Origin of the sequence: Marinobacter sp. CH_CUG1437-1 (genome assembly GCF_037029655.1) — a bacterium.
GTDB lineage: Bacteria > Pseudomonadota > Gammaproteobacteria > Pseudomonadales > Oleiphilaceae > Marinobacter > Marinobacter salsuginis.
Genome location: NZ_JAYMEW010000003.1, coordinates 38,924 through 58,198 on the forward strand (window position 1 = coordinate 38,924; position 19,275 = coordinate 58,198).

Consider the following 19,275-nt stretch of genomic DNA (forward strand, 5'->3'; position numbering starts at 1 on the left):
TGACCATCTTGTGAAGCTGTTCAGAAAAACTGAACAACCTGTCGGAAAAGTTCCGATTTCTCTCGAGTCCACCGCTGGTTAGCATGCGTATAACAGATTTCGGACAGAGGAGGTTTTTCAGATGGCAAAAGTACTTGTTCTTTATTACTCCATGTACGGCCACATCGAGACGATGGCAAATACCATTGCCGAAGGTGCCAAAGAGGTTGATGGCGCCGAAGTTACGATTAAGCGGGTGCCGGAAACCATGTCTGATCAGGCGTTCCTGGGCGCTGGCGGTAAGGCTGACCAGCAAGCTCCCGTAGCCGACCCGAAAGAACTGGCCGAATACGACGCGGTGATTTTTGGCACACCGACCCGGTTCGGCAACATGGCCGGTCAAATGCGGACGTTCCTCGATCAGACCGGTGGGCTGTGGGCTGAGGGCAAACTCCACGGCAAGGTGGCGAGCGTGTTTACCTCTACAGGCACCGGTGGTGGGCAAGAGCACACCATCAGCTCATTCTGGACCACCCTGGCCCATCACGGCATGGTGATCGTCCCCTTGGGCTATGGTATCCCTGAGTTTTTCGACATCTCGGAAGTGAATGGCGGAACGCCTTACGGGGCGTCAACCATCGCCGGGGGCGACGGCTCACGGCAGCCGAGTGAGAAAGAATTGGCCATCGCCCGCTTCCAGGGCAAGCATGTGGCCGAGCTGGCGGTAAAACTGCACGGCTGAATCTGAAGCATTACCAAAGCGTTGAGCGTTTTCCAGGGCAGCAGGCGAGAGCGTGCTGCCCTTTTTTTATGTTGTGCCTGGTTGGCGTGTCGCCTCATGGCCTACTTTTCGCACTCGCGGTTTTCAGCCGGGAAAAGGTCGCTGGCACGACGCCGAGCCATGATGCCAGTTGATTATCCGGTACCCGTTTAACCAGCTCCGGGTATTCCTCAAGCAGTAACTTGTATCGTTCTCTTGCCGGCATGGTGTGCTTGCGGAACTCTCTCATGCTGGTCAGCTCGGCAATTTCTTCCGTCAGGGCAAGGGCGAACTGGGGCCAGAGTCCCTCACCGTGAGACTGGATTGCAGACCGGAAGGCAGCGAAGTCGGCAACCCACGCTGTTACCGGCGTTACTGAAGTCAGGCAGAGGGTATTTCTGACGGTTCGGCTACGGCCAAAAACCGGCCAGACCATATCGCCTTCAGAAAAGAAATGGTGCACGGACACCTTGCCACTGGGTGCTTCCCGGAACAGCCGTAGTATGCCGTACTGAACCAGATACACGTTTGCCCAGGGTTTATCGTGTTTTTCCAGAGCGGTCTCAGAATCAACCCGACAAAGATGGAAAAGTCGCGCGAGGTCTGCCAGAAACCGTGCGTCCGGATCATTCTCGTGACCCGCCAGGCGAATACCAAAGACCCGGCTTAGACCATTCAGCAAGGCGGCCGACTCAGGTGCGGCATCCTGCTGGATAATATCGGGGTTGTTTTCTCCCAACATGCAGGGGGCGGAGGAAACGTCTGGCCTGAAGATGCTGTTCATGGCGTTGACCCTGTTACGAGTGTTCGATGAATTATGGTATCAGAGAAGCATCTTTTGAAATGACTTAAATCATTAAGGCTTTTTCACTGAGTCGATATCGCGATCTGACGAACATTCAGTGATAGACTCCGGCACCTGTTGCTGGAAGTTACCCCCTTTCCTCACGGAGTCCCGATGGCCGCAGCCTTTGCCCTTTTCTTCAAGCTTATTCCGCTCTATGTGACGGTCGCCCTGGGCTGGGTCGCCGGTCGTTACCTTGAGGCCAGTGGTCGTCATATTGCCGGCATAATGCTCTATATCGTGACACCATCTGTGGTGTTTTCAGGGGTTATGGCCGCTCCGCTTTCTCCCGAGGTCATCCTGCTGCCGTTTCTGGTATTCGGGATTTCTTCTGTTCTGGGCGTTGTGCAATTAAAGCTGGCCAGGCGGGTGCTTGATGATGGCAGTGCCAACATCATTCCCCTGTGTGTGGGGTCCGGCAACACCGGGTACTTCGGCGTGCCGGTGGCCTTGTTGCTGTTTGGCGAAGAGGGGCTCGGGCTCTATATCGTGTGCATGCTGGGCACCACGCTGTTCGAGAACTCGGTGGGCTTCTATCTGGCGGCGAGAGGACGCTACAGCATCAAGGATGCGCTCTGGCGGGTGTTGAAACTGCCGTCGGTATACGCCTTCCTGGCGGCCGTCGCCCTGAACCTGGCCGGTGTTGGTATTCCGGATATCTTCGTGCCGCTGTTCGATAACCTGCGCGGCGCCTACAGCATTCTGGGCATGATGATCATCGGCATGAGCATCACCAGCTTTCGCGGCCTGGCGGGCAATGTCCGTTTCACGGCACTGGCGTTCTTCGGCAAGTTTGTGATCTGGCCCCTGGTGGCTATCGTGTTCTGGTGGGTGGATTCCGCGGTTCTGGGCATTTACGAGCCGGCCGTTCACAAGGCCATGTTCCTGATATCGATCACCCCGATTGCCGCCAACACCGTGGTTATTGCCACGTTGCTGGATACCTCGCCAAGGCAGGCAGCGGGTACCGTCCTGCTTACCACGCTGTTTGCCCTGGCGTTCATTCCGGTGATGATTTCGCTGGCGTTCTAACGGTTGCTAGAGCCTGCCGCTGCCGGCTCAACAGAGCAGGCCTTGGCTTCCGCGATGTCGCTACGGGCGTGGCGCACCACACTGATGCCGGCTGTTATCGCCAGCGTACCCATGATCGCGGCAACGACCAGGTCGGGCCAGGCGGTTCCGGTACCGAACACACCCAGGGCGGCTACCATAACGGCGATGTTGCTGATGGCATCGTTCCGGCTGCACAGCCAGACCGAGCGCATGTCGGAGTCGCCTTCACGGAATTTGAACAGTATTGCTGCCACGCTCACGTTTGCGGCAAGTGCCAGCAGACCTACCGCCCCCATGGTCAACGGCTCTGGCGTTATGCCAGCCTGCACCACCCAGACTGCCCTGGCCCAGACCACAAGGCCGAACACGGCCATGGTAATCCCCTTCACCATGGCTGCTCGTCCGCGCCAGAGCATACCCATGGACAGTACGGTGAGGGAAAGAATGTAGTTGGCGCTGTCTCCAAAGAAATCGATGGCATCCGCCATTAGCGAAACAGAGCCCGAGGAAAGACTGGCCATGCCCTCCACGGCGAACATGGCCAGGTTCACCCACAAGGCAATCCATAACGCTTTGCGAAAGCCCGGGGCCGGGGATTTGGGTTCTGGGGCAGAACAACTGCACGCCATAAAGACCTCCTTCGTCCAGATCCCCCCTATTGAAAACCCTGTAGTTGCTACAGGGTCAACAGTTGTCGCCGAAATTTTTCACACCGGTCATTTTTGGCCGGGGCCATGGGTGCCGGGCACGTGGTTGTGGCGATCTTCTGGCTCCAATGCACCGAGTTCGGAATTCAGTTCTCCAAGAATGCCGCACTCCCGGACTGTTCTGCCATCCGTACAGGCCTTCTGAAGCCGCACGAGGGTCTCTTCAAGGCTCGCCAGTTCTCTCAAGCGTTCACGCACGTGAGTCAAATGGCGCGCAAGCAGGGCGTCTACATCGCTGCAGTCTGCCTCCGGTTGCTCGGCCAACCCGATCAGCTCACGAATCTCGTCCTGCGCCATATCGAGATTGCGACAGCGTTTGATAAAGAGGAGGCGGTCCAGGTGGGCATTGCGGTAGGAGCGGTAGCCGCTGCTGTCCCTGTCCGGTTCCGGCAGCAGGCCGATCTTTTCGTAGTAGCGGATGGTCTCAACAGGAATGGCTGTTGTCTTTGCGAGTTCGCCAATTTTCACTGAGGGGTCCCCCCGGTTGTACCCGGAAAATGCACCGTGGCCTTGAGGCCTCCGATCGAGTCGGCGCTGAAATTCAGGGTACCACCATAGCGCTCTGTAATCTCCCGCACGATGGCAAGCCCCAGTCCGTGCCCCGGCGTTTGTTCGTCCAGACGCAGACCGCGGGTGCCCAGGGTGTCCAGCGCGTCCGGAGGAATTCCGGGGCCGTCGTCTTTGACGGTAATGGTAAATCCCTGCCGGTCCTCGTTCAGGCCCAGCTCCACGAATCTGGTGGACCACTTCCCGGCGTTGTCCAGAAGGTTGCCCAGCACCTCGTTCAGGTCGTGTTCCTCAATGGGCCAGCGTCTTTCTTCTGTCAGGACGGTCGACATTTCAAAGGATTTTGCCGGGTACAGCCGGCCGAGCATCCACAGAAGATCCCGGGCCTGCTTCAGAGGGTAGGCGCTTTTGCCCACCTGTGGACCGGCGAAACGGCTGCGCCGCATTTCTGCTTCCAGTTGTCTGTCGATATCGTCGAGCCTGCCGGCCATCTGTTGTCTGAGATCGTTGGCCAGAGGTCGGTCCGTATCTTCCAGAATCTGGCGAACGGCAGCGATGGGCGTTTTTACGCTGTGGGATAGGTTGGCCAGCGCGTCCCGGGAACGCTCCAGCCGCTGATCCAATGAGTCGAGTAACTGGTTGAGTTGCAGTACCAGGGGCTGGAACTCCTCAGGCGCTTTCACATCAATCCGTGATATCTCGCCATCCTGCAGCCGCCTCAATGCCGCCTTGAGGCTCACGACGGGCCGCATGGACAGGTTGATGCCCAGCCAGAGTGCGCCAACCAGCAGAAGGATCAGGAGCAGGGAAACAACGGCTGTCCATGCATGAAGCTCGGCCTGACTGCGGCTCAAGGCACCAAGGTCTTCAGAAACGATCACCACGATGGGCTGGTCGTTCACGCGAAAGGACTTCCGGTAAGCAAGGATATCTGAGGGCGCCTCCTCAATCTGGGCGCCACTGACCCGCAGCGTACCCTCCTGACTGGACTCTACAAGCGGCATTAAAAGTGGCGCCCAGGTTTCCGGGGAGATAATGGTTCGGGTATCGGAATGGATCGCAAATGCGTGGTGAAAAACTTCCTGGAAATAATCACCGGTCTGTAAAGTGTCCAGCCGACCACTGGAATCGCGAATCTGATGTTCGAGAAAAGCGGCTTCGTCTTTCAGGCGGGTTTCAACGAATTGGCGGGACATGCGGTCAAGCAGCAGCCCGTGCACCAACCATGCGAGAGCCATCAGAAGAATGCCGGCCGGCAGCAGCAGTGCCAGCAGGGTTCCCTTGACGGATGCCGGTTTTTTAAACCAGGTCATTGAACAGGTACCCCTGGCCACGTCGTGTTGAGATGGTGTCCGTGCCTACCAGTTTCCGGAGCCTGCGAATGTAGGCTTCAATGACGTTCTCGCTGGGGTTGTCGTTCAGGTTGTAGAGCTGCTCCATAAGTTGCTCTTTCGAGAACACGTGCCCTGGTCGGCTCATCAGGCAACGTAACAAGCGGAACTCGGTGCCCGTGAGACTGTGTTCTGTGCCATCGGCCAGTTTCAGGCTCTGGCGATTCTCATCCAGCTCGAGATTGCCGGCTTTCACAAGAGAGTGCACCCGCCCTTCGCTCCGGCGAATGATGGCGTTCAGTCGTGCAATCAGCTCTTCGGTCTGGAAGGGTTTGGCCAGGTAGTCATCGGCGCCGGCTTTTAGTCCGTTGACCTTGTCCTGCCAGTCGCCTCGGGCAGTCAGAATCAGGACAGGGAAGCTGGCCCTGTTCATCCGCCACTTGCGCAGAACGTCCAGTCCGTTGCCGTCAGGCAGGCCCAGATCCAGGACAACGGCCCGATAATCCTCCTGCTCTGCCAGCATCAAGGCTTCTTTGGCAGTAAACGTTGAATCCACACTGAAACCCGCCTTTTCAAGTTGGCTGGCCAGACCGTCGGCCAGCAGTCGGTCATCTTCGACGAGCAGTAAACGCATAAGTCTGTCCTTCAGAATGTGAACCTCAGCGACTCAGTATCCCTGTGTTAACTGAACCCAGCCTGAACGCTAAATAATTCGTCATTTTCAGAAAGGATTCAGGTTTGTGCGCGATGGTATTCATCGTTTCTGGATATTGCTCAATTTTCGAATCAAACCATGGTTCATTCGAGTCTCACCAATTCACAGGAGTATACAAGATGAACGCATCCGCATTTCTGGTTGCCGCCACAGCCATGACCATGTCAGCAACGGCTTTTGCCGCCGGCGCCCACAGCGGTGGCCACGGGGGAGGAAGCGGAGAGCCGGGCAAGGCCTCCGAGGTCAGCCGAACGATCAACGTTGAGATGCACGACAACTATTACGAGCCCGAGTCCATCGAGGTTACTCCCGGTGAAACGGTTCGTTTTGTTATTGAAAACAAAGGCAACCTTGTTCACGAGTTCAACATTGGCACGCCCGATATGCATGAGGCCCATCAGGAAGAAATGATGATGATGGTTGAACATGGCGTGATCCAGGGCGGAACTCTCAATCACGACATGATGGAAATGGACATGGGCAACGGCCACTCCATGAAGCACGATGATCCCAACAGCGTTCTTCTTGAGCCCGGCAAGAGCAAAGAGATCGTCTGGAAATTCTCCGAGGAGGGCAATATCGAGTTTGCCTGCAACGTGCCCGGGCATTATCAGGCCGGCATGTACGGAGATGTGAATTTCAACTGATCCCTCCAAACAACGACGTAGTTGAGAGTAGTCAACCATGAAGAAATCCTTTCTGGCAGGCCTTGCGGCCTTGCTGATGCCGGCGTTTGGCCTGGCTGGTGAATACAACTTGACAGTGGACCGGGTCCAGATTGATACCGGCGATTTTGTCAAAGAGGGCATTGGCTATAACGGCGAATCCCCGGGACCCGTTTTGCGCTTCAAGCAGGGCGAAGAGGTGACCATCAATGTCACCAACAATCTTGATGAAATGACCTCCATCCATTGGCACGGGCTTATCCTGCCCTATCAACAGGATGGCGTGCCCGGCATCAGTTTCCCGGGTATCAAGCCGGGTGAAACCTTTACCTACCGGTTCCCCATCCAACAGGCAGGCACCTACTGGTTTCACAGCCACTCCGGTTTTCAGGAACCGGATGGTGCCTACGGTGCCATTGTTATCGAACCGGAAGGCCGCGAGCCGTTCCGTTATGACCGCGAATATGTGGTTCAGCTGACTGACAAACACCCGCACTCCGGGGATCGCATCATGCGCAACCTGAAGATGATGCCGGACTACTACAACCGCCAGCAGCAGACCGTTGGCGAGTTCTTCTCCGATGCCGCCGAGCATGGCTTCATGAATACCCTGAAGGATCGGATGGCCTGGGGCGATATGCGGATGATGAAGGCGGATGTCGAGGACCTGCAGGGGTTTACCGCGTTGATCAACGGCAAGGGTCCTGACCAGAACTGGACGGGTATTTTTGAGCCAGGAGAGAGAATCCGGCTGCGCTTTATCAACTCGTCGGCAATGACCTACTTCGATATTCGTATCCCGGGTCTGAACATGACGGTGGTTCAGGCTGACGGCAACAATGTCCAGCCCGTAAACGTGGACGAGTTCCGCATCGGCGTGGCTGAGACCTATGACGTCATCGTTCGTCCCCGCGATGAACAGGCGTACACCATCTTTGCTGAATCCATGGGGCGTTCGGGTTATGCAAGGGCAACACTGGCACCAGAAGAAGGCATGGAAGGTGTGGTTCCCGAATTGCGCGATCCGGCTCGGCTGACCATGGCCGATATGGCCGGCATGCACGGTATGGATCACGGAAGCATGGATCACGGAAGCATGGATATGAGCGGTTCCGGTGATATGGCAGGTATGGACCATTCTGCCATGGGAAGTATGAATGGGTCTGAGATGTCGGGGATGGATCATTCAAACATGGCGGGCATGGATCACAGCGGCATGATGATGTCCAGCAATGGTGCCAGCGATCCTTTCTACGCCGAAGGCAGTGGAATTGTGCCGGTCGCCGCCAACGGCGGAAAGTTCCTGTCCTACGCTGATCTCAGGGCACAGAACCCCCTTTATGAGGACCGCGAACCGACTCGCGAGATCGAGCTGAAGCTCACCGGCAACATGGAGCGTTACACCTGGAGCATCAACGGTGTGAAATACGAGGACGCTGACCCGATCCGCCTGCAGTATGGCGAACGTGTCCGCTTCAAGTTTGTGAACGAAACCATGATGACTCATCCCATGCACCTGCACGGCATGTGGTCCATTCTTGATGTCGGCGCCGATCAGTGGAACCCCATCAAGCACACCATCAGTGTTCAGCCTGGCACCACTGTCTATATGGAAACCGAGGTGGACGAGCCGGGACAGTGGGCCTTCCACTGCCATCTTTCCTACCATGCGGCCGCGGGTATGTTCCGCAAGGTGATTGTCGAGGGTGGTCCCGACACGACTCAGGCCAAAACTGACACTGTTGCCGACAATGGAGGTGAAGCATGAGCCGTGTGCAATTCCTGACTCTGGGGCTATTGAGCTCGTTGGTAGTGTCAACGCCGGCGACGGCCCAGACCATGATCCAGGACACCACTGCCCGCAAGCAGCCCCTGGCGACCTGGGGTGTGCAGTTCGAGGAGCTGGAGTACCGTTACAGCGATTCGGATGAGGAGCTTGGTGTCTGGAAATCCGACGTGTTCTATGGCACCGACGAGCTCAAGTTCCGCTGGCTGAGTAAGGGCGAGTATGCCATCGAAGAACAGGCCTATGAGGGCCTGGAAAACCAGCTGGTTGCGCAGACGCCCATCTCCAAGTTTTTCGATGCCAAGGCGGGCGTTCGGTTCGACACGCCGGAAGGACCCGATCGCACCTATGCGGTTCTTGGGGTAACCGGCTTGGCGCCACAATGGTTCGAAGTGGACGCGAGCCTGTACGTCAGTGATGAGGGAGATACATCGGCGGAGGTAGATGCCGAATACGAGTTGTTGCTCACCAATCACTGGATTCTCTCCGCTGCTCTGGATGCAACGGTGGCATTCAGTGAGGATCGGGAGATTGGCCTGGGTAAGGGGCTTAGCTCAACAGAGGCCGGCCTCAGGTTGAGCTATGACCTCATCGACCGGGCCGTGTCGCCCTACATTGGTGTGGTGCACGAACGCAAATACGGCGACACCGCCGACCTGGCTGAGGCCGAGGGCGGCAGTACCGAAGACTGGTTTGCCGTTGTTGGTGCGCGAATCGCCTTCTAACCGAATGACATAGGTCAACAAGAAGGGGCTAAACCGAACCAGCGGTCAAATTTTCAGTTTCAATTCAGTTTCATGGTCTTTACTGAGAAGGATGCACAGAGTTGCAGCCGATAAGGAGGATCTTATGAACAGATTAACCCGTTTTGTAGCGTGTTCCGTGCTCGTTGCTTTGCCTGCCTTTGCTTTTGCACAGGGAAACTCGGGGCAAATGCCTCGCGGCGGCATGATGACCGAGGAACAAGTGCAGCAGATGAATGAAAACATGGCACGGATGCAGGCCATGATGCAGGAAATGCGGAATGCCAATTCCAACGCTGAACGCCAGAGACTGCGCGAGCAACACATGGAATACATGCAGGAGCACATGCAGATGATGCGTGGCGGCATGATGGGCCCCGGCATGATGGGCAGTGGCCAAGGAATGATGGGTAATGGCCAGGGCATGATGAACAACCAGGGCATGATGAATAATCAGGGCCAGGGTAAAAAGCAGTCCGGTAATGCCCAGGGGAATCGCTCTGGTGGTCCGGGGATGGACAACGAGCAGCGTCTTCAGATGATGGAGAACCGGATGAACCAGATGCAGATGATGATGGAGCAAATGCTGGAGCATCAGCGGCAAATGAACCGCAACTGATGTGTTCCTGCCCTCTAGTCAAACAGTGACAGTTGATCGGGCGGCTGCTTCGCTGGCACGCCGGGGCGTTTCTGGACAGGCCCCTTGCGACTGCCGTGGCGGACCAGCACCCGGTCTGTTTCTGCCTTGCTGACGTGCTGCTTGCGAAAGTCGCCAACCGCCTTGCGGGCAACCCGGGCCGCCTGCTCATGGTCACACACCGGTGAGATGTAGGTATTGCCGCCATAACGCTCTTTCTGGGCCGGAGTCATCAGCCAGGGCGTGTGGATCATTTCACTGGGCACGCCCGACAGCTCCGGGATCCAGCGCCGGATGAATTCGCCTTCTGGATCCAGTTTCTGGCTCTGCAACACCGGGTTGTAGATGCGAAGGGCGTTGATGCCGGTCAGGCCAGACTGCATCTGGGTCTGTGAATAGTGAATGCCCGGCTCGAAATCGGTAAACAGGCGGGCCAGATGAAGGGCCGGGTCCCGCCAGTGTAGCCAGAGCTGATAGCTGGCGATTGCCATTAACATGGCGCGCATCCGGAAATTGATCCAGCCCGAATGGGCCAGTGCGCGCATGCTGGCGTCCACGAGGGGCCAGCCGGTCTGGCCTTCCTGCCAGCGCTGCAGGCGCTCGGAATCGTTAGGTCCCGATTTAAGCGCCTCCATTTCCCGGTGCATGGCCCGAAATTCCAGCTCGGGCTCATCTTCCAGTTTCTGGATAAAGTGGCAGTGCCAGTGCAGCCGGGACCGGAAGCTGGTCAGGCTTTTCTTTTTCCGGGGCAGGGTGTTGCGGTGATTGCCGGTGCTCTTGGCCTCCTGGTAGACCTCCCGCAGGCTGACAGTGCCATAGGCAATGTGCGGACTCAGGCGCGAGCAGGCTCTTACGGCGGTGTTCGGGCTGGAGATGTTGTACTGGTAGCCGACGCAACGGCGATCCAGGAACGAGGTCAGGAGCTTTTCGCCTCTTGCGCTCCCACCCATCTGGCGGTCCGGACACTCGTCAGGTACTTCAAAAGCCTTGTGATTGTCGCCAGCGCAAAGGGTCTTCAACGTATCCGATGTCGGAATTACAGTCGGAGCGTCCTGCAACGGTTGCCGCATCAGCTCGGTCCAGGCCCTGTCCCAGACATCCCGGTCGCTCAGGCGACGAACCACGCCAAACTGGTTCCACTCCCGGAACTCCACATGGTTCTCCGAGCACCAGCCAATCACCGACCTGTCACGCTCGTAGGTCCACTGCCCGCCGGTTTCCTGATGGCAGAAGATGCGGTTAATTGGCTGGTGGGCCTGAATTTGCTTGAGGGCATCAATCATCGACCCTCGCAGTACCAGCAGCTGACTGCCGGCCTTGCGCAACTGCCGGTCCAGGTCGTCCAGAGAATCCCGGATAAACGCCCATTGGCGGCCGCTGGTGTCCGGCAGTTGCCAGTACTCATCTTCGATGACGTACAAGGGTATGACCGGCTCTCCCAGGGCGGCTGCCGCCACCAGCGGGGCATGATCACGGGTGCGAAGGTCGCGCTTGAACCACACCACGGTGGTCATGACGATGCGCTCCTTTCACGCCGGCAACGTTCGCTGCAGTAGCGCACGTTGTCCCAGTCTTTGGCCCATTTTTTCCGCCACTTAAAGGGCCGCTGGCAGACCGGGCAGGTCTTTTCGGGCAGGTTGAGCTTTTTGTGGGGCACTAGCGGGCTCCGTTCAGGTTTCTGGCCATAGTACGTCCGGCTCACACGCGGGGATCAGCAGTAGGCAAGTGTTGGGCAACTACCGGCCTCGCGCTCCCATTGGATGGTCACGTGATGGATGTTGAAGTCGCTTGCCAGCATGCGGGTGGCCTGCTCGATGACCTTATCGTCACTGGCCGGGTCAGGCTTTACCAGATGCACCGTGAGGGCGTTTTCCGTTGTGCTTAGCCCCCAGATATGGAGGTGATGAACCGATTCAACGCCGGGCAGTTCCTTGAGGCTATCGAGAACTTGCTCCGGGTTGATCTCTCTCGGTACCGCGTCCACTGCCAGATTGAGGGAATCTTTCAGCAACCGCCAGGTTCCCAGAAAGATCACGGCTGCGATCACGAGACTTACGAGAGGATCTATCCAGTTGAGGCCGGTAAACATGATCACAAGTCCGGCAACCACAACGCCAACGGACACCGCCGTGTCTGCAGCCATGTGCAGGAACGCGCCGCGGATGTTGAGGTCACCCTCCTGGCCTTTCATGAACAGTAGCATCGTGAGGCCATTGATAACGACCCCGATGCCGGCGACCACGATGACGGTCAAACCGGTAACCTCCGCCGGTTCGCTGAAGCGGCCAATGGCTTCCCAGGCAATGCCGCCAACGGCTGCGATCAAAAAAAGCGCATTGAACAGGGCTGCCAGGATCGTGGATTTTTTCAGTCCGTAGGTGTTCCGGTCGGTCGCTTTCTTTGTGGCCATCCAGCTCGCAACCCAGGCCATGATGAGGCCTAGCACATCGCTCAGGTTATGGCCGGCATCAGCCAGCAGGGCCAGGGATCCGGACAGGACACCGTAGACTGCCTCGATGGCAACAAAGACCACGTTGAGCACGACGGCCAGCGCAAACGAGCGGTTGTGGGTGTCGAAATTTTGCGCATGGCCGTGCCCGTGACCGTGATCGTGGTGGCTGTGCATTGTCTGCTCTCCATTTTCTGATGCGTCTGGTGAGCATTCAAAACCCTGTAGTAGCTACAGGGTCAAGAATCAGATTAACCTGACTCCTTCGCCAGCTGGGCCAGATCTTCACTGATCTGCTCGGGTGATAGGCCGGGGCGTAGCAGCAGCCGGGCGCTGCCACTGCGATCGAACACATAAACGGCGCTGCTGTGGGAGACGTTGTAGTTGCCGTTGGCGTCGGGCTGGTCATAACCGAAGGTGGTCCGGTAGCGTTTGGCGAGCTTTCGAAGCGTGGGTTCTTCGGCGGTGAGGCCAACGATTCCTTCCCCGAAGAAGCTTACGTAACTGGCCAGGCGTTCGGGGGTATCCCGGCGCGGGTCAACGCTGACGAACAGGGTGGTGACATCGTCCTGATACTCTGCGGGCAGTTGCTGAACCGAGCGGCGCAGATCGGTCAGCGTGGTTGGGCAGACATCGGGGCAGGAGGTAAAGCCGAAATACACCAGCCGGATGTTGCCTTGTGAGTCATCAGGAGTCACGGTTTTCCCATCGGTGCCCTCCAGCTGGAACTGGAGCTCGGGCATCAGGCCCGATATGTCCTTGCCATGCCAGCTTTTCTCATCGCCGCCGCAGCCAGCGAGTGCCAGGGCAATGAAGACGAACCACAGTGGCAGCGTTCGGTTCATGCGTTTCCTCCTGCCAGAGAGCGGCGCCTGGGAAATTTGCCATCTTCATGCATGGCCCGGCGGAGCACGATCAGAATGCCAATAATGCTCATCATGGCCGGGGGGATCCAGGTCAGCAGACCGCCTAATAACTGGTCGGTTTCCGGAGGCATGGGCCATGCCCGGCCGCATACTTCGTACACGTCGTACACCATGCCCCGGGAAAAGACGATCCAGGCCCCGAGTACCATTTGGGGAATGGCTACCAGCGCCAGCAGCAGAATACGCTTGCCGTAACCCAATGCGTTGGTAATGGCCGGCGACCGGGGGTCGAAGATCAGCCACCAGAACAGTAGACCATCCAGCAACATGCTCCAGTTCATGATCCAGTAGAGCTGCCGGCTCAGCATGGCGTCAAAATGGATGGGCGGCCAGAGCCAGAAATAGATCAGCCCCACGAACAGAAACGAGGCGATAAAGGGCTGCTGCAATACCCGGTAAATCCAGCCAAATGGTTGTAGCCAGTAGCGCAAAGACGGTGACATCTTCTGGTACCAGAAGCGCATCACTGGCAGCGGATTGGACAGCGCGATCAGTATTGGCCCCAGGTGATGAAGAATCAGATGCTGCCCCCGGTGAACGAAAAACATGTACTGGGAGTAGTAGTCGAATCGGGTCTGCATCACCCCGTAACAGAGCATCAAGCCGAGTGTGAAAGTGATAATTCGGCCCGATCCCGGTCGCTCTTTCTCCGGCATCTTCAGTATCGCGACACCATAAAACCCGAGCACCAGCATGTAGCTGAGCAGGGTCAGAGGCGAAAAATCGTAGGGCAGCAGGTAGCTCGATATTGGCATGGATCGGACTCGATGCGTGCACGCACTGGAAACCGGGTTTATCTTTCTTGTCAGTACCGCCGAGTTTTGCCGGCCCGGCGGCGGATTTCAAGGCCGGCTTCAGGAAACTTCTGACGGAGACGGGGCATGGCCCGATTTTGCGATTCCATTTCAGCGCCGTCGGTGTTGATCTTCGACTGGCACGGCACGCTTGTAGACACTCACGATGCCATGTTCAGTGCCATGGAAGACATGCTGCCGCAGCTGGAGGATCTGGGGCTGGTGGAACGGCTGCTGCCCGAGGACAAATGCCGAACATCGGACGATGCGCGCCTGGTGCGCTACATCCGGATTTTCCGGCGGCTGCATCCACGTATCCTGGCGGAGCGCCGGGTGTCGAGGACCGACATCTTCAACGCCATCTTTGGTGATGACAAAGGCGCCAAACTGATCGCCCACAAGGCCTATAACGAGGCCTATCGGCGATACTTCGGTCAGGTAAAGCCGTTCCAGCCTGGGGCCTACGAGTACCTCTCCGCCCTGAAAGCCATGGGAATCCGACTGGCGGTCTCCACCAACCGGAACCGGGAGTTTCTGGACCGGGAATTACAGACGGTGGACGAGGGCCGATGGCGCAACCTGTTTGATGCCACGGTCTGCGCCGATGATGTCACCGAGTACAAACCCGACCCTGAGGTGATCCTGAAGGCGCTTGAGAAGCTCGATCTTCCGGCCGATGAAAAGGCTTGGTACGTGGGTGACAGCTACGTTGACATGCTCACCGCCAACAAAGCGGGCGTGTCGGGCGTGTTCTACAACGGGGCCTGCTGGGAATCCGGCCGGATCGACAGCTGGTTTTCCCACCGGGACGCCCCCGCGGCCATTCTGGACAGCTTTGAAGACCTGATGGACCTGCTGGCCCTGCTTGAACGGAGCCAGCCGGGAGCTTTTGAACAGACGCCTGCCGATGTTCGCCCAAGGCCCTTCCCGCCGCCGCAGCGCCCGGAACCCCGCATTGAGCCGGACTGGCACCCGGCGGTGGTCAAGCTCATTCGCCCGGCGGTCATCCTGTTCGACTGGCACGCCACCCTGGTGGATACCCTGGACGCCATGTACCACGCGGTGGATGACATGCTGCCGGATTTCCACAAACTCAAACTGATGGACCGCATGGTGGCGCCGGAAGACAGCAAGACCCCGGAAGACGTGAAGCTGGTTGCCTACGTGCGGGAGTTTGCGAAGTTGCACCCGAAGGTGAAGGCAGACCGGAAAATTTCGAGGACCGATATCTTTGAGGTGCTGTTCGGGGACGATCAGGAAGCCAAACAGGTCGCCCACAAGGCGTTCAATCATCACTATCGAAAGCACTACGGTACCGTGAAGGCCTTTGAACCGAAGGTTCGGGAGGTTCTTGAAGGTTTAAGACGGCTTGGTATCCAGGTGGGCGTTATTACCAATCGGGATCGCGAGTTTTTCGAGCATGAGCTGACGGCTGTGGAAGACACTGGATGGACTCATCTGTTTGATGTCGATGTCTGCGGCGACGACACGCCCCTGCGAAAGCCGCACCCCGATCAACTGCTGTTGGCGGTTCAGAAGCTGGACTATCCGCCGGATCCGAGCGTCTGGTATGTGGGCGACAGCACCACCGACGTGATTGCCGCCAAGCGCGCCGGCCTCACCTCGGTTTTTTTCAACGGCGCCCAATGGGACCTGCCCTGGCTGAACAAGATTTTCCCGGGCACCCACAAGCACCCGGATAAACCGGACGTGGTAGTTAATGACTTCTCGGAGTTCTGGGCGCTAGTGCTGGCCTGCGAGGTAGGGCCACCTTGAATTAGGGCGGAACCTGGGAAGGCGACCAGAATGGTCAGTACTGTTCAACCTGGCTGAGTGCTTCCTCGATGCTGAGACCGATTACAGCCACGCCGATGGCTGACTTCCCGTGGCCGGGTACCACTGGCGTGCTGGAGGTGATCTGAAATCGGGCCGCGGAGGTGTCATAGCGAATCGGGGATATGTACAGCCGCCTTTCGGCTTCGGTGCCGGTGACCCGGTTTTCCATTACCCTCTGGAACTTGGGTTCGTCTCCCTGCCAGTAGTCGGATGTGAGCTGGCTCATTGCGGCCAAAGTTCCCATGTCGTTGATCAGCATTACCTCAGTAACAAGGCCCCTGTGAGACTCCTGCCAGGCCAGAAGTGCCCTGGAGCCCGGCAGCGCGAGGATCCTTTCGGCCAGATCCGGCGTTGTGACCGGCACCAGCGCTTGCCACTGACTGTCGATGGTCATCACATCGGTAAAGCTTTCCTGCCTGGGGCCTGCCTCAATGATCTGGTTTATGTCCAGAACGCTGTTCATTTCTTTGAACAGGCGCCCCGATAGTTCCGTGATGCGGCGTGTTTCCTCTTCGGATAGTGCGAGCTGACCGGCCATGCAACTGTTCAGAGTACGGTTGAAAGTGCCAAGAAAATCAGGATATTCGGAAACGAAGGCTTCGCTCAGGTACAGGTAAAGCGGCGCGTAACGGACAAAGTTTGCAGTGAGCTGCGTGGCTTCGGAATCGTTTTCGTAACGCAAACGGTTCATGACTCGCTCATCCATCAGTGCCGTATCGATTCGGCCGCGTTTGAGCAGCGCAAGCAACTGCGACGGCGAAGACACGCTCAGGAAAATGGCATAGCCGTTGGCTTCCAGCCAGGCTTCTTCGTTGCTGCCGGCCACGACTCCGATTCGCAGGTTATTGGTAAACGCTTTATTGCCCCCGGTAAAAAAGTACCATTTCTCCAGAGCCACCGGATCGCTGCGCCTGGCTATGTTGTCGAGTTCTGCGGAGGGATCAATGGCAAAATAGCCATCGATCATATTGCGTTCCAGCGAATGTATGGCGCGATTCTGGGGCGTAATCCGAATACGCGTTGCCCAGCCAGCGCGGTTTGCGGCACAAACCACCGTGTCTGCGGTTTCGCCGGAAATTCGATTGCCTCCACCCTTTTCCTGGCTCGCCACCTGATAGGGTGGGCTTTCGAAAGTGTAGAGGTTCAGTGTCGGAGGCTGGGCCTGACACACGGTTGAATACAGTATTGTTGTCAGACTCAGAGCGAGTCGAAGGTTCATCGTGAAGGCAGCATCCGTGATGTTGACAATCCTAACGTCAGGCTAGCACCAATGTGGGGCTTTTGCTGCACAACGTTAGGACATATTCTGATAGGTATGAATAACAACAAAGTCCAACCCATGAATGAAAGAAAAGCATCGATACTGGTAGTGGATGACGACGCTGCGATCCGTGAGCTGCTGGAGGAGCATCTGACCCGGGTAGGGTATGAGGTCAGGACCGCGGGCGAAGGCGATCAGATGCGTCAACAGCTGGATTCGGCTCATGTTGACCTGATTGTTCTGGATGTCATGTTGCCCGGCGATGACGGTTTTACCCTGTGCCGGCAGATTCGTGAACACAGTCGGGTTCCGATCATCATGCTCACGGCAAGCTCCGACGAAACTGATCGGGTTGTTGGGCTAGAGCTGGGCGCCGATGACTACCTCGCCAAACCCTTCAGTGCCCGGGAGCTTCAGGCCCGAGTCAAGGCGCTCCTTCGCAGGGCGAGCTTCAGTCGATCCGACAACCCCCGCTACGTCGTCTTTGATCGCTGGCGGCTGGATACCCTGGCCCACGAACTGATCGACGAGAATCAGCAGGGCACGGCGCTGTCCGGTGCAGACTTTGCCCTGCTCCAGCTGTTTCTCAGTCATCCCAATGAAGTGCTGGACCGTGACACTATTTCTGACGTTACCCGTGGCCGTGAATCCATGCCCCTGGACAGGGTGGTGGATGTGGCGGTGAGTCGTTTACGGCAACGGTTGGGCGATCAGGGGCGTAATCCCAGACTGATCAAGACTGTGCGGGGCGCCGGCTACCTTCTGGCGGCAACGGTGACCCATGTTTCCGAGTAGGGAAAGTCGATCGGAAGAAAGAAACTGGCGCTGGTTTCCCTCCTCACTGCTCGGGCGGGTACTTCTGCTTACGCTGTTGGCAATGGCGAGTGCCCAGATTATTTCCAGCGCCGCCTGGATTGCCACATTCCGGGCCCAGCAGGTTGAGGGTCTGGTGGCCACCACCCGTAACCTGGCGCAGTCGGCTGCTGCAACGGCCCAGTTCTTCAATTCGCTTCCGCTGGAATACCGGCATATCGTGCTCGATCAGCTACGGGACATGGGCGGGACCCGCTTCTTTGTCTCTCTCAATGACAAGCGTATCGATATGGAACCTTTACCCGACACTGAGCGGAAACGGCTGGTGACGGAAGAGGTCGAAACGGTACTTCGCAAAAGACTGGGTAATGAGATCAACCTCTACGTCGACTTTGTCGATCCAGCCGATTTGAGGATCCTGAACACTGAGCTGCCACTTGATGCGCTGCCACAGTCCTGGGCCCACTATGCACTGACCTTGGAGCCCCTGAATCCACCGGTCCTGGTTACCCAGGTTGAAGTCGCAGACGGCGAATGGTTGTACCTGGCCGCGGCACTGCCGGCCCCCTTCGTGTCACTTGAGGATGAGGGTATACCCGGGCAGCAGGTCCTGTTCCTGGTGGTAATGATCGCCATACTGTTCCCGGTACTGGCATGGCTGATACGACAACAGACACGGCCGTTACGCAAGCTCGCCAAGGCCGCCCGGGATCTGCCCCTGGAGGATGATCAGCCCCCACTGGTGGAAAAGGGCAGTGCTGAGATTCGGGCAGTGACCCGAAGCTTCAATACCATGCGTCGCCGATTGCAAAGTTACATCAGCGACCGGAATCAGCTGTTCCGTGCCATTTCCCACGATCTCAAAACCCCGATCACCCGCTTGCGTTTGCGGGTGGATCTGATTGACGACGACGTTATGCGCGAACGCCTGGAGGCTGATCTCCATGAGCTGGAGCTACTGGCAAAAAATGCCCTCCAGTCCATGAAAGACACCGATATACACGAAAATGCCGAGCCCGTGGATGTGGAGCGTATGCTTCGGGGAATGGCAGAAGCCTATCAGGGCTACGGGCCCGACAGGGTGATCGTGCAGGGCCACTGCAGCCCTTATCGGGGCAAGCCTCTGGCTCTGAAACGATGCCTTGGAAACCTGGTGGATAACGCCGTCAAGTATGGCAATAAAGCCCTGGTGCGAATTGAAGACATGGCGGGCCAACTGGTGATCCACGTGGAGGATGAGGGCCCCGGTGTTTCCGAGGAACAGTTGTCCCGCATCTTCGAGCCCTATTACCGGCTGGATAAAAACCAGCACCAGGGTTTTGGTCTCGGTCTGGGAATAGCCCGTAACATCGCACAAAGCCATGGCGGTGACCTGGAGATCAGTAACCGCTCCGCCGGTGGGCTGCATGTTGAACTTAGCTTGCCGCGCCACTGACAGCCCATGTAACAACCCTGTTACATGGCTATTT

The 19,275-nt window shown here is 57.5% G+C and carries 20 protein-coding genes; 9 read left to right on the plus strand and 11 right to left on the minus strand.

Annotated elements, in window-relative coordinates; translation table 11 throughout:
* The first annotated feature begins 121 nt into the window (after positions 1-121).
* A complete protein-coding gene (gene wrbA, locus WA411_RS08905) occupies positions 122-721 on the plus strand; it encodes an NAD(P)H:quinone oxidoreductase (protein ID WP_069181822.1) in 600 nt (199 codons plus the stop codon).
* A gap of 94 nt (positions 722-815) precedes the next feature.
* Here wrbA and WA411_RS08910 read toward each other — a convergent pair whose 3' ends face one another.
* Positions 816-1,523 carry a Crp/Fnr family transcriptional regulator gene (locus WA411_RS08910; protein ID WP_069181821.1) on the minus strand — a complete coding sequence of 236 codons (708 nt, stop codon included), beginning with the start codon at positions 1,521-1,523 and terminating at the stop codon, positions 816-818.
* A gap of 174 nt (positions 1,524-1,697) precedes the next feature.
* On the opposite strand from WA411_RS08910, the gene WA411_RS08915 reads away from it, so the two are divergent.
* Positions 1,698-2,615, plus strand: coding sequence for an AEC family transporter (locus WA411_RS08915; protein ID WP_069181820.1), 918 nt, complete (start codon positions 1,698-1,700; stop codon positions 2,613-2,615).
* Here WA411_RS08915 and WA411_RS08920 read toward each other — a convergent pair.
* The 4 genes from WA411_RS08920 to WA411_RS08935 form a co-directional block, all read right to left on the minus strand.
* Entirely contained in the window at positions 2,612-3,265 is a 654-nt protein-coding gene (locus tag WA411_RS08920) for a cation transporter (RefSeq protein ID WP_069181819.1), read from the minus strand. The genes WA411_RS08915 and WA411_RS08920 overlap by 4 nt on opposite strands.
* Before the next feature lie 87 nt (positions 3,266-3,352).
* A complete protein-coding gene (gene cadR, locus WA411_RS08925; protein ID WP_069181818.1) occupies positions 3,353-3,811 on the minus strand; it encodes a Cd(II)/Pb(II)-responsive transcriptional regulator in 459 nt (152 codons plus the stop codon).
* On the minus strand, positions 3,808-5,163 hold the full coding sequence (locus WA411_RS08930; protein WP_291906595.1) for an ATP-binding protein: 1,356 nt from the start codon (positions 5,161-5,163) through the stop codon (positions 3,808-3,810). Before WA411_RS08930 ends, cadR begins: the two co-directional genes overlap by 4 nt.
* Complete coding sequence (locus WA411_RS08935; protein ID WP_209400227.1) at positions 5,150-5,815, minus strand: response regulator transcription factor; 666 nt, start codon at positions 5,813-5,815, stop codon at positions 5,150-5,152. Before WA411_RS08935 ends, WA411_RS08930 begins: the two co-directional genes overlap by 14 nt.
* A 200-nt stretch (positions 5,816-6,015) precedes the next feature.
* Between WA411_RS08935 and WA411_RS08940 the strand changes: the two genes are divergently transcribed.
* The 4 genes from WA411_RS08940 to WA411_RS08955 all read left to right on the plus strand — a co-directional run bounded on the left by WA411_RS08940 (position 6,016) and on the right by WA411_RS08955 (position 9,709).
* Complete coding sequence (locus WA411_RS08940; RefSeq protein WP_209400229.1) at positions 6,016-6,543, plus strand: cupredoxin domain-containing protein; 528 nt, start codon at positions 6,016-6,018, stop codon at positions 6,541-6,543.
* Positions 6,544-6,580: 37 nt separating this feature from the next.
* The gene (locus tag WA411_RS08945) at positions 6,581-8,329 is read left to right on the plus strand and encodes a copper resistance system multicopper oxidase (RefSeq protein ID WP_209400231.1); all 1,749 of its coding nucleotides are present in this window, start codon (positions 6,581-6,583) and stop codon (positions 8,327-8,329) included.
* Positions 8,326-9,072 (plus strand): copper resistance protein B, encoded by a 747-nt coding sequence (locus WA411_RS08950; RefSeq protein ID WP_291906591.1) that lies wholly within the window; start codon positions 8,326-8,328, stop codon positions 9,070-9,072. The genes WA411_RS08945 and WA411_RS08950 overlap by 4 nt, the downstream gene beginning before the upstream one ends.
* A 124-nt stretch (positions 9,073-9,196) precedes the next feature.
* A complete protein-coding gene (locus tag WA411_RS08955) occupies positions 9,197-9,709 on the plus strand; it encodes a hypothetical protein (protein ID WP_069181809.1) in 513 nt (170 codons plus the stop codon).
* A 14-nt stretch (positions 9,710-9,723) separates the two neighbouring features.
* Here the strand turns inward: WA411_RS08955 and WA411_RS08960 are convergent, their stop codons facing one another.
* The 5 genes from WA411_RS08960 to WA411_RS08980 all read right to left on the minus strand — a co-directional run bounded on the left by WA411_RS08960 (position 9,724) and on the right by WA411_RS08980 (position 13,857).
* The gene (locus WA411_RS08960) at positions 9,724-11,241 is read right to left on the minus strand and encodes an FAD-binding domain-containing protein (protein ID WP_291906587.1); all 1,518 of its coding nucleotides are present in this window, start codon (positions 11,239-11,241) and stop codon (positions 9,724-9,726) included.
* The gene (locus WA411_RS08965; protein WP_083231714.1) at positions 11,238-11,384 is read right to left on the minus strand and encodes a DUF2256 domain-containing protein; all 147 of its coding nucleotides are present in this window, start codon (positions 11,382-11,384) and stop codon (positions 11,238-11,240) included. The genes WA411_RS08960 and WA411_RS08965 overlap by 4 nt, the downstream gene beginning before the upstream one ends.
* A gap of 54 nt (positions 11,385-11,438) precedes the next feature.
* A complete protein-coding gene (locus tag WA411_RS08970; protein WP_291906583.1) occupies positions 11,439-12,353 on the minus strand; it encodes a cation diffusion facilitator family transporter in 915 nt (304 codons plus the stop codon).
* A gap of 74 nt (positions 12,354-12,427) precedes the next feature.
* On the minus strand, positions 12,428-13,021 hold the full coding sequence (locus tag WA411_RS08975; protein ID WP_291906581.1) for an SCO family protein: 594 nt from the start codon (positions 13,019-13,021) through the stop codon (positions 12,428-12,430).
* Positions 13,018-13,857, minus strand: coding sequence for a cytochrome c oxidase assembly protein (locus tag WA411_RS08980; RefSeq protein ID WP_291906579.1), 840 nt, complete (start codon positions 13,855-13,857; stop codon positions 13,018-13,020). The genes WA411_RS08975 and WA411_RS08980 overlap by 4 nt, the downstream gene beginning before the upstream one ends.
* Before the next feature lie 126 nt (positions 13,858-13,983).
* Here WA411_RS08980 and WA411_RS08985 point away from each other — a divergent pair, with 126 nt between their 5' ends.
* Entirely contained in the window at positions 13,984-15,672 is a 1,689-nt protein-coding gene (locus WA411_RS08985; protein ID WP_291906577.1) for an HAD family hydrolase, read from the plus strand.
* A gap of 34 nt (positions 15,673-15,706) precedes the next feature.
* Here WA411_RS08985 and WA411_RS08990 read toward each other — a convergent pair whose 3' ends face one another.
* On the minus strand, positions 15,707-16,951 hold the full coding sequence (locus WA411_RS08990) for a substrate-binding periplasmic protein (RefSeq protein ID WP_291906575.1): 1,245 nt from the start codon (positions 16,949-16,951) through the stop codon (positions 15,707-15,709).
* Positions 16,952-17,071: 120 nt separating this feature from the next.
* On the opposite strand from WA411_RS08990, the gene WA411_RS08995 reads away from it, so the two are divergent.
* Together WA411_RS08995 and WA411_RS09000 are read left to right on the plus strand one after the other, a co-directional pair.
* Positions 17,072-17,788 (plus strand): response regulator, encoded by a 717-nt coding sequence (locus WA411_RS08995; RefSeq protein ID WP_291906574.1) that lies wholly within the window; start codon positions 17,072-17,074, stop codon positions 17,786-17,788.
* The gene (locus WA411_RS09000; RefSeq protein WP_291906573.1) at positions 17,775-19,241 is read left to right on the plus strand and encodes an ATP-binding protein; all 1,467 of its coding nucleotides are present in this window, start codon (positions 17,775-17,777) and stop codon (positions 19,239-19,241) included. The genes WA411_RS08995 and WA411_RS09000 overlap by 14 nt, the downstream gene beginning before the upstream one ends.
* The last annotated feature ends 34 nt before the right edge of the window (positions 19,242-19,275 follow it).

Coding starts and splice junctions, on each gene's coding strand:
- wrbA (WP_069181822.1), top strand. CDS start 122: ATGGCAAAAGTACTTGTTCTTTATTACTCCATGTACGGCCACATCGAG.
- WA411_RS08910 (WP_069181821.1), bottom strand. CDS start 1,523: ATGAACAGCATCTTCAGGCCAGACGTTTCCTCCGCCCCCTGCATGTTG.
- WA411_RS08915 (WP_069181820.1), top strand. CDS start 1,698: ATGGCCGCAGCCTTTGCCCTTTTCTTCAAGCTTATTCCGCTCTATGTG.
- WA411_RS08920 (WP_069181819.1), bottom strand. CDS start 3,265: ATGGCGTGCAGTTGTTCTGCCCCAGAACCCAAATCCCCGGCCCCGGGC.
- WA411_RS08930 (WP_291906595.1), bottom strand. CDS start 5,163: ATGACCTGGTTTAAAAAACCGGCATCCGTCAAGGGAACCCTGCTGGCA.
- WA411_RS08935 (WP_209400227.1), bottom strand. CDS start 5,815: ATGCGTTTACTGCTCGTCGAAGATGACCGACTGCTGGCCGACGGTCTG.
- WA411_RS08940 (WP_209400229.1), top strand. CDS start 6,016: ATGAACGCATCCGCATTTCTGGTTGCCGCCACAGCCATGACCATGTCA.
- WA411_RS08945 (WP_209400231.1), top strand. CDS start 6,581: ATGAAGAAATCCTTTCTGGCAGGCCTTGCGGCCTTGCTGATGCCGGCG.
- WA411_RS08950 (WP_291906591.1), top strand. CDS start 8,326: ATGAGCCGTGTGCAATTCCTGACTCTGGGGCTATTGAGCTCGTTGGTA.
- WA411_RS08955 (WP_069181809.1), top strand. CDS start 9,197: ATGAACAGATTAACCCGTTTTGTAGCGTGTTCCGTGCTCGTTGCTTTG.
- WA411_RS08960 (WP_291906587.1), bottom strand. CDS start 11,241: ATGACCACCGTGGTGTGGTTCAAGCGCGACCTTCGCACCCGTGATCAT.
- WA411_RS08970 (WP_291906583.1), bottom strand. CDS start 12,353: ATGCACAGCCACCACGATCACGGTCACGGGCACGGCCATGCGCAAAAT.
- WA411_RS08975 (WP_291906581.1), bottom strand. CDS start 13,021: ATGAACCGAACGCTGCCACTGTGGTTCGTCTTCATTGCCCTGGCACTC.
- WA411_RS08980 (WP_291906579.1), bottom strand. CDS start 13,857: ATGCCAATATCGAGCTACCTGCTGCCCTACGATTTTTCGCCTCTGACC.
- WA411_RS08985 (WP_291906577.1), top strand. CDS start 13,984: ATGGCCCGATTTTGCGATTCCATTTCAGCGCCGTCGGTGTTGATCTTC.
- WA411_RS08990 (WP_291906575.1), bottom strand. CDS start 16,951: ATGAACCTTCGACTCGCTCTGAGTCTGACAACAATACTGTATTCAACC.
- WA411_RS08995 (WP_291906574.1), top strand. CDS start 17,072: ATGAATGAAAGAAAAGCATCGATACTGGTAGTGGATGACGACGCTGCG.
- WA411_RS09000 (WP_291906573.1), top strand. CDS start 17,775: ATGTTTCCGAGTAGGGAAAGTCGATCGGAAGAAAGAAACTGGCGCTGG.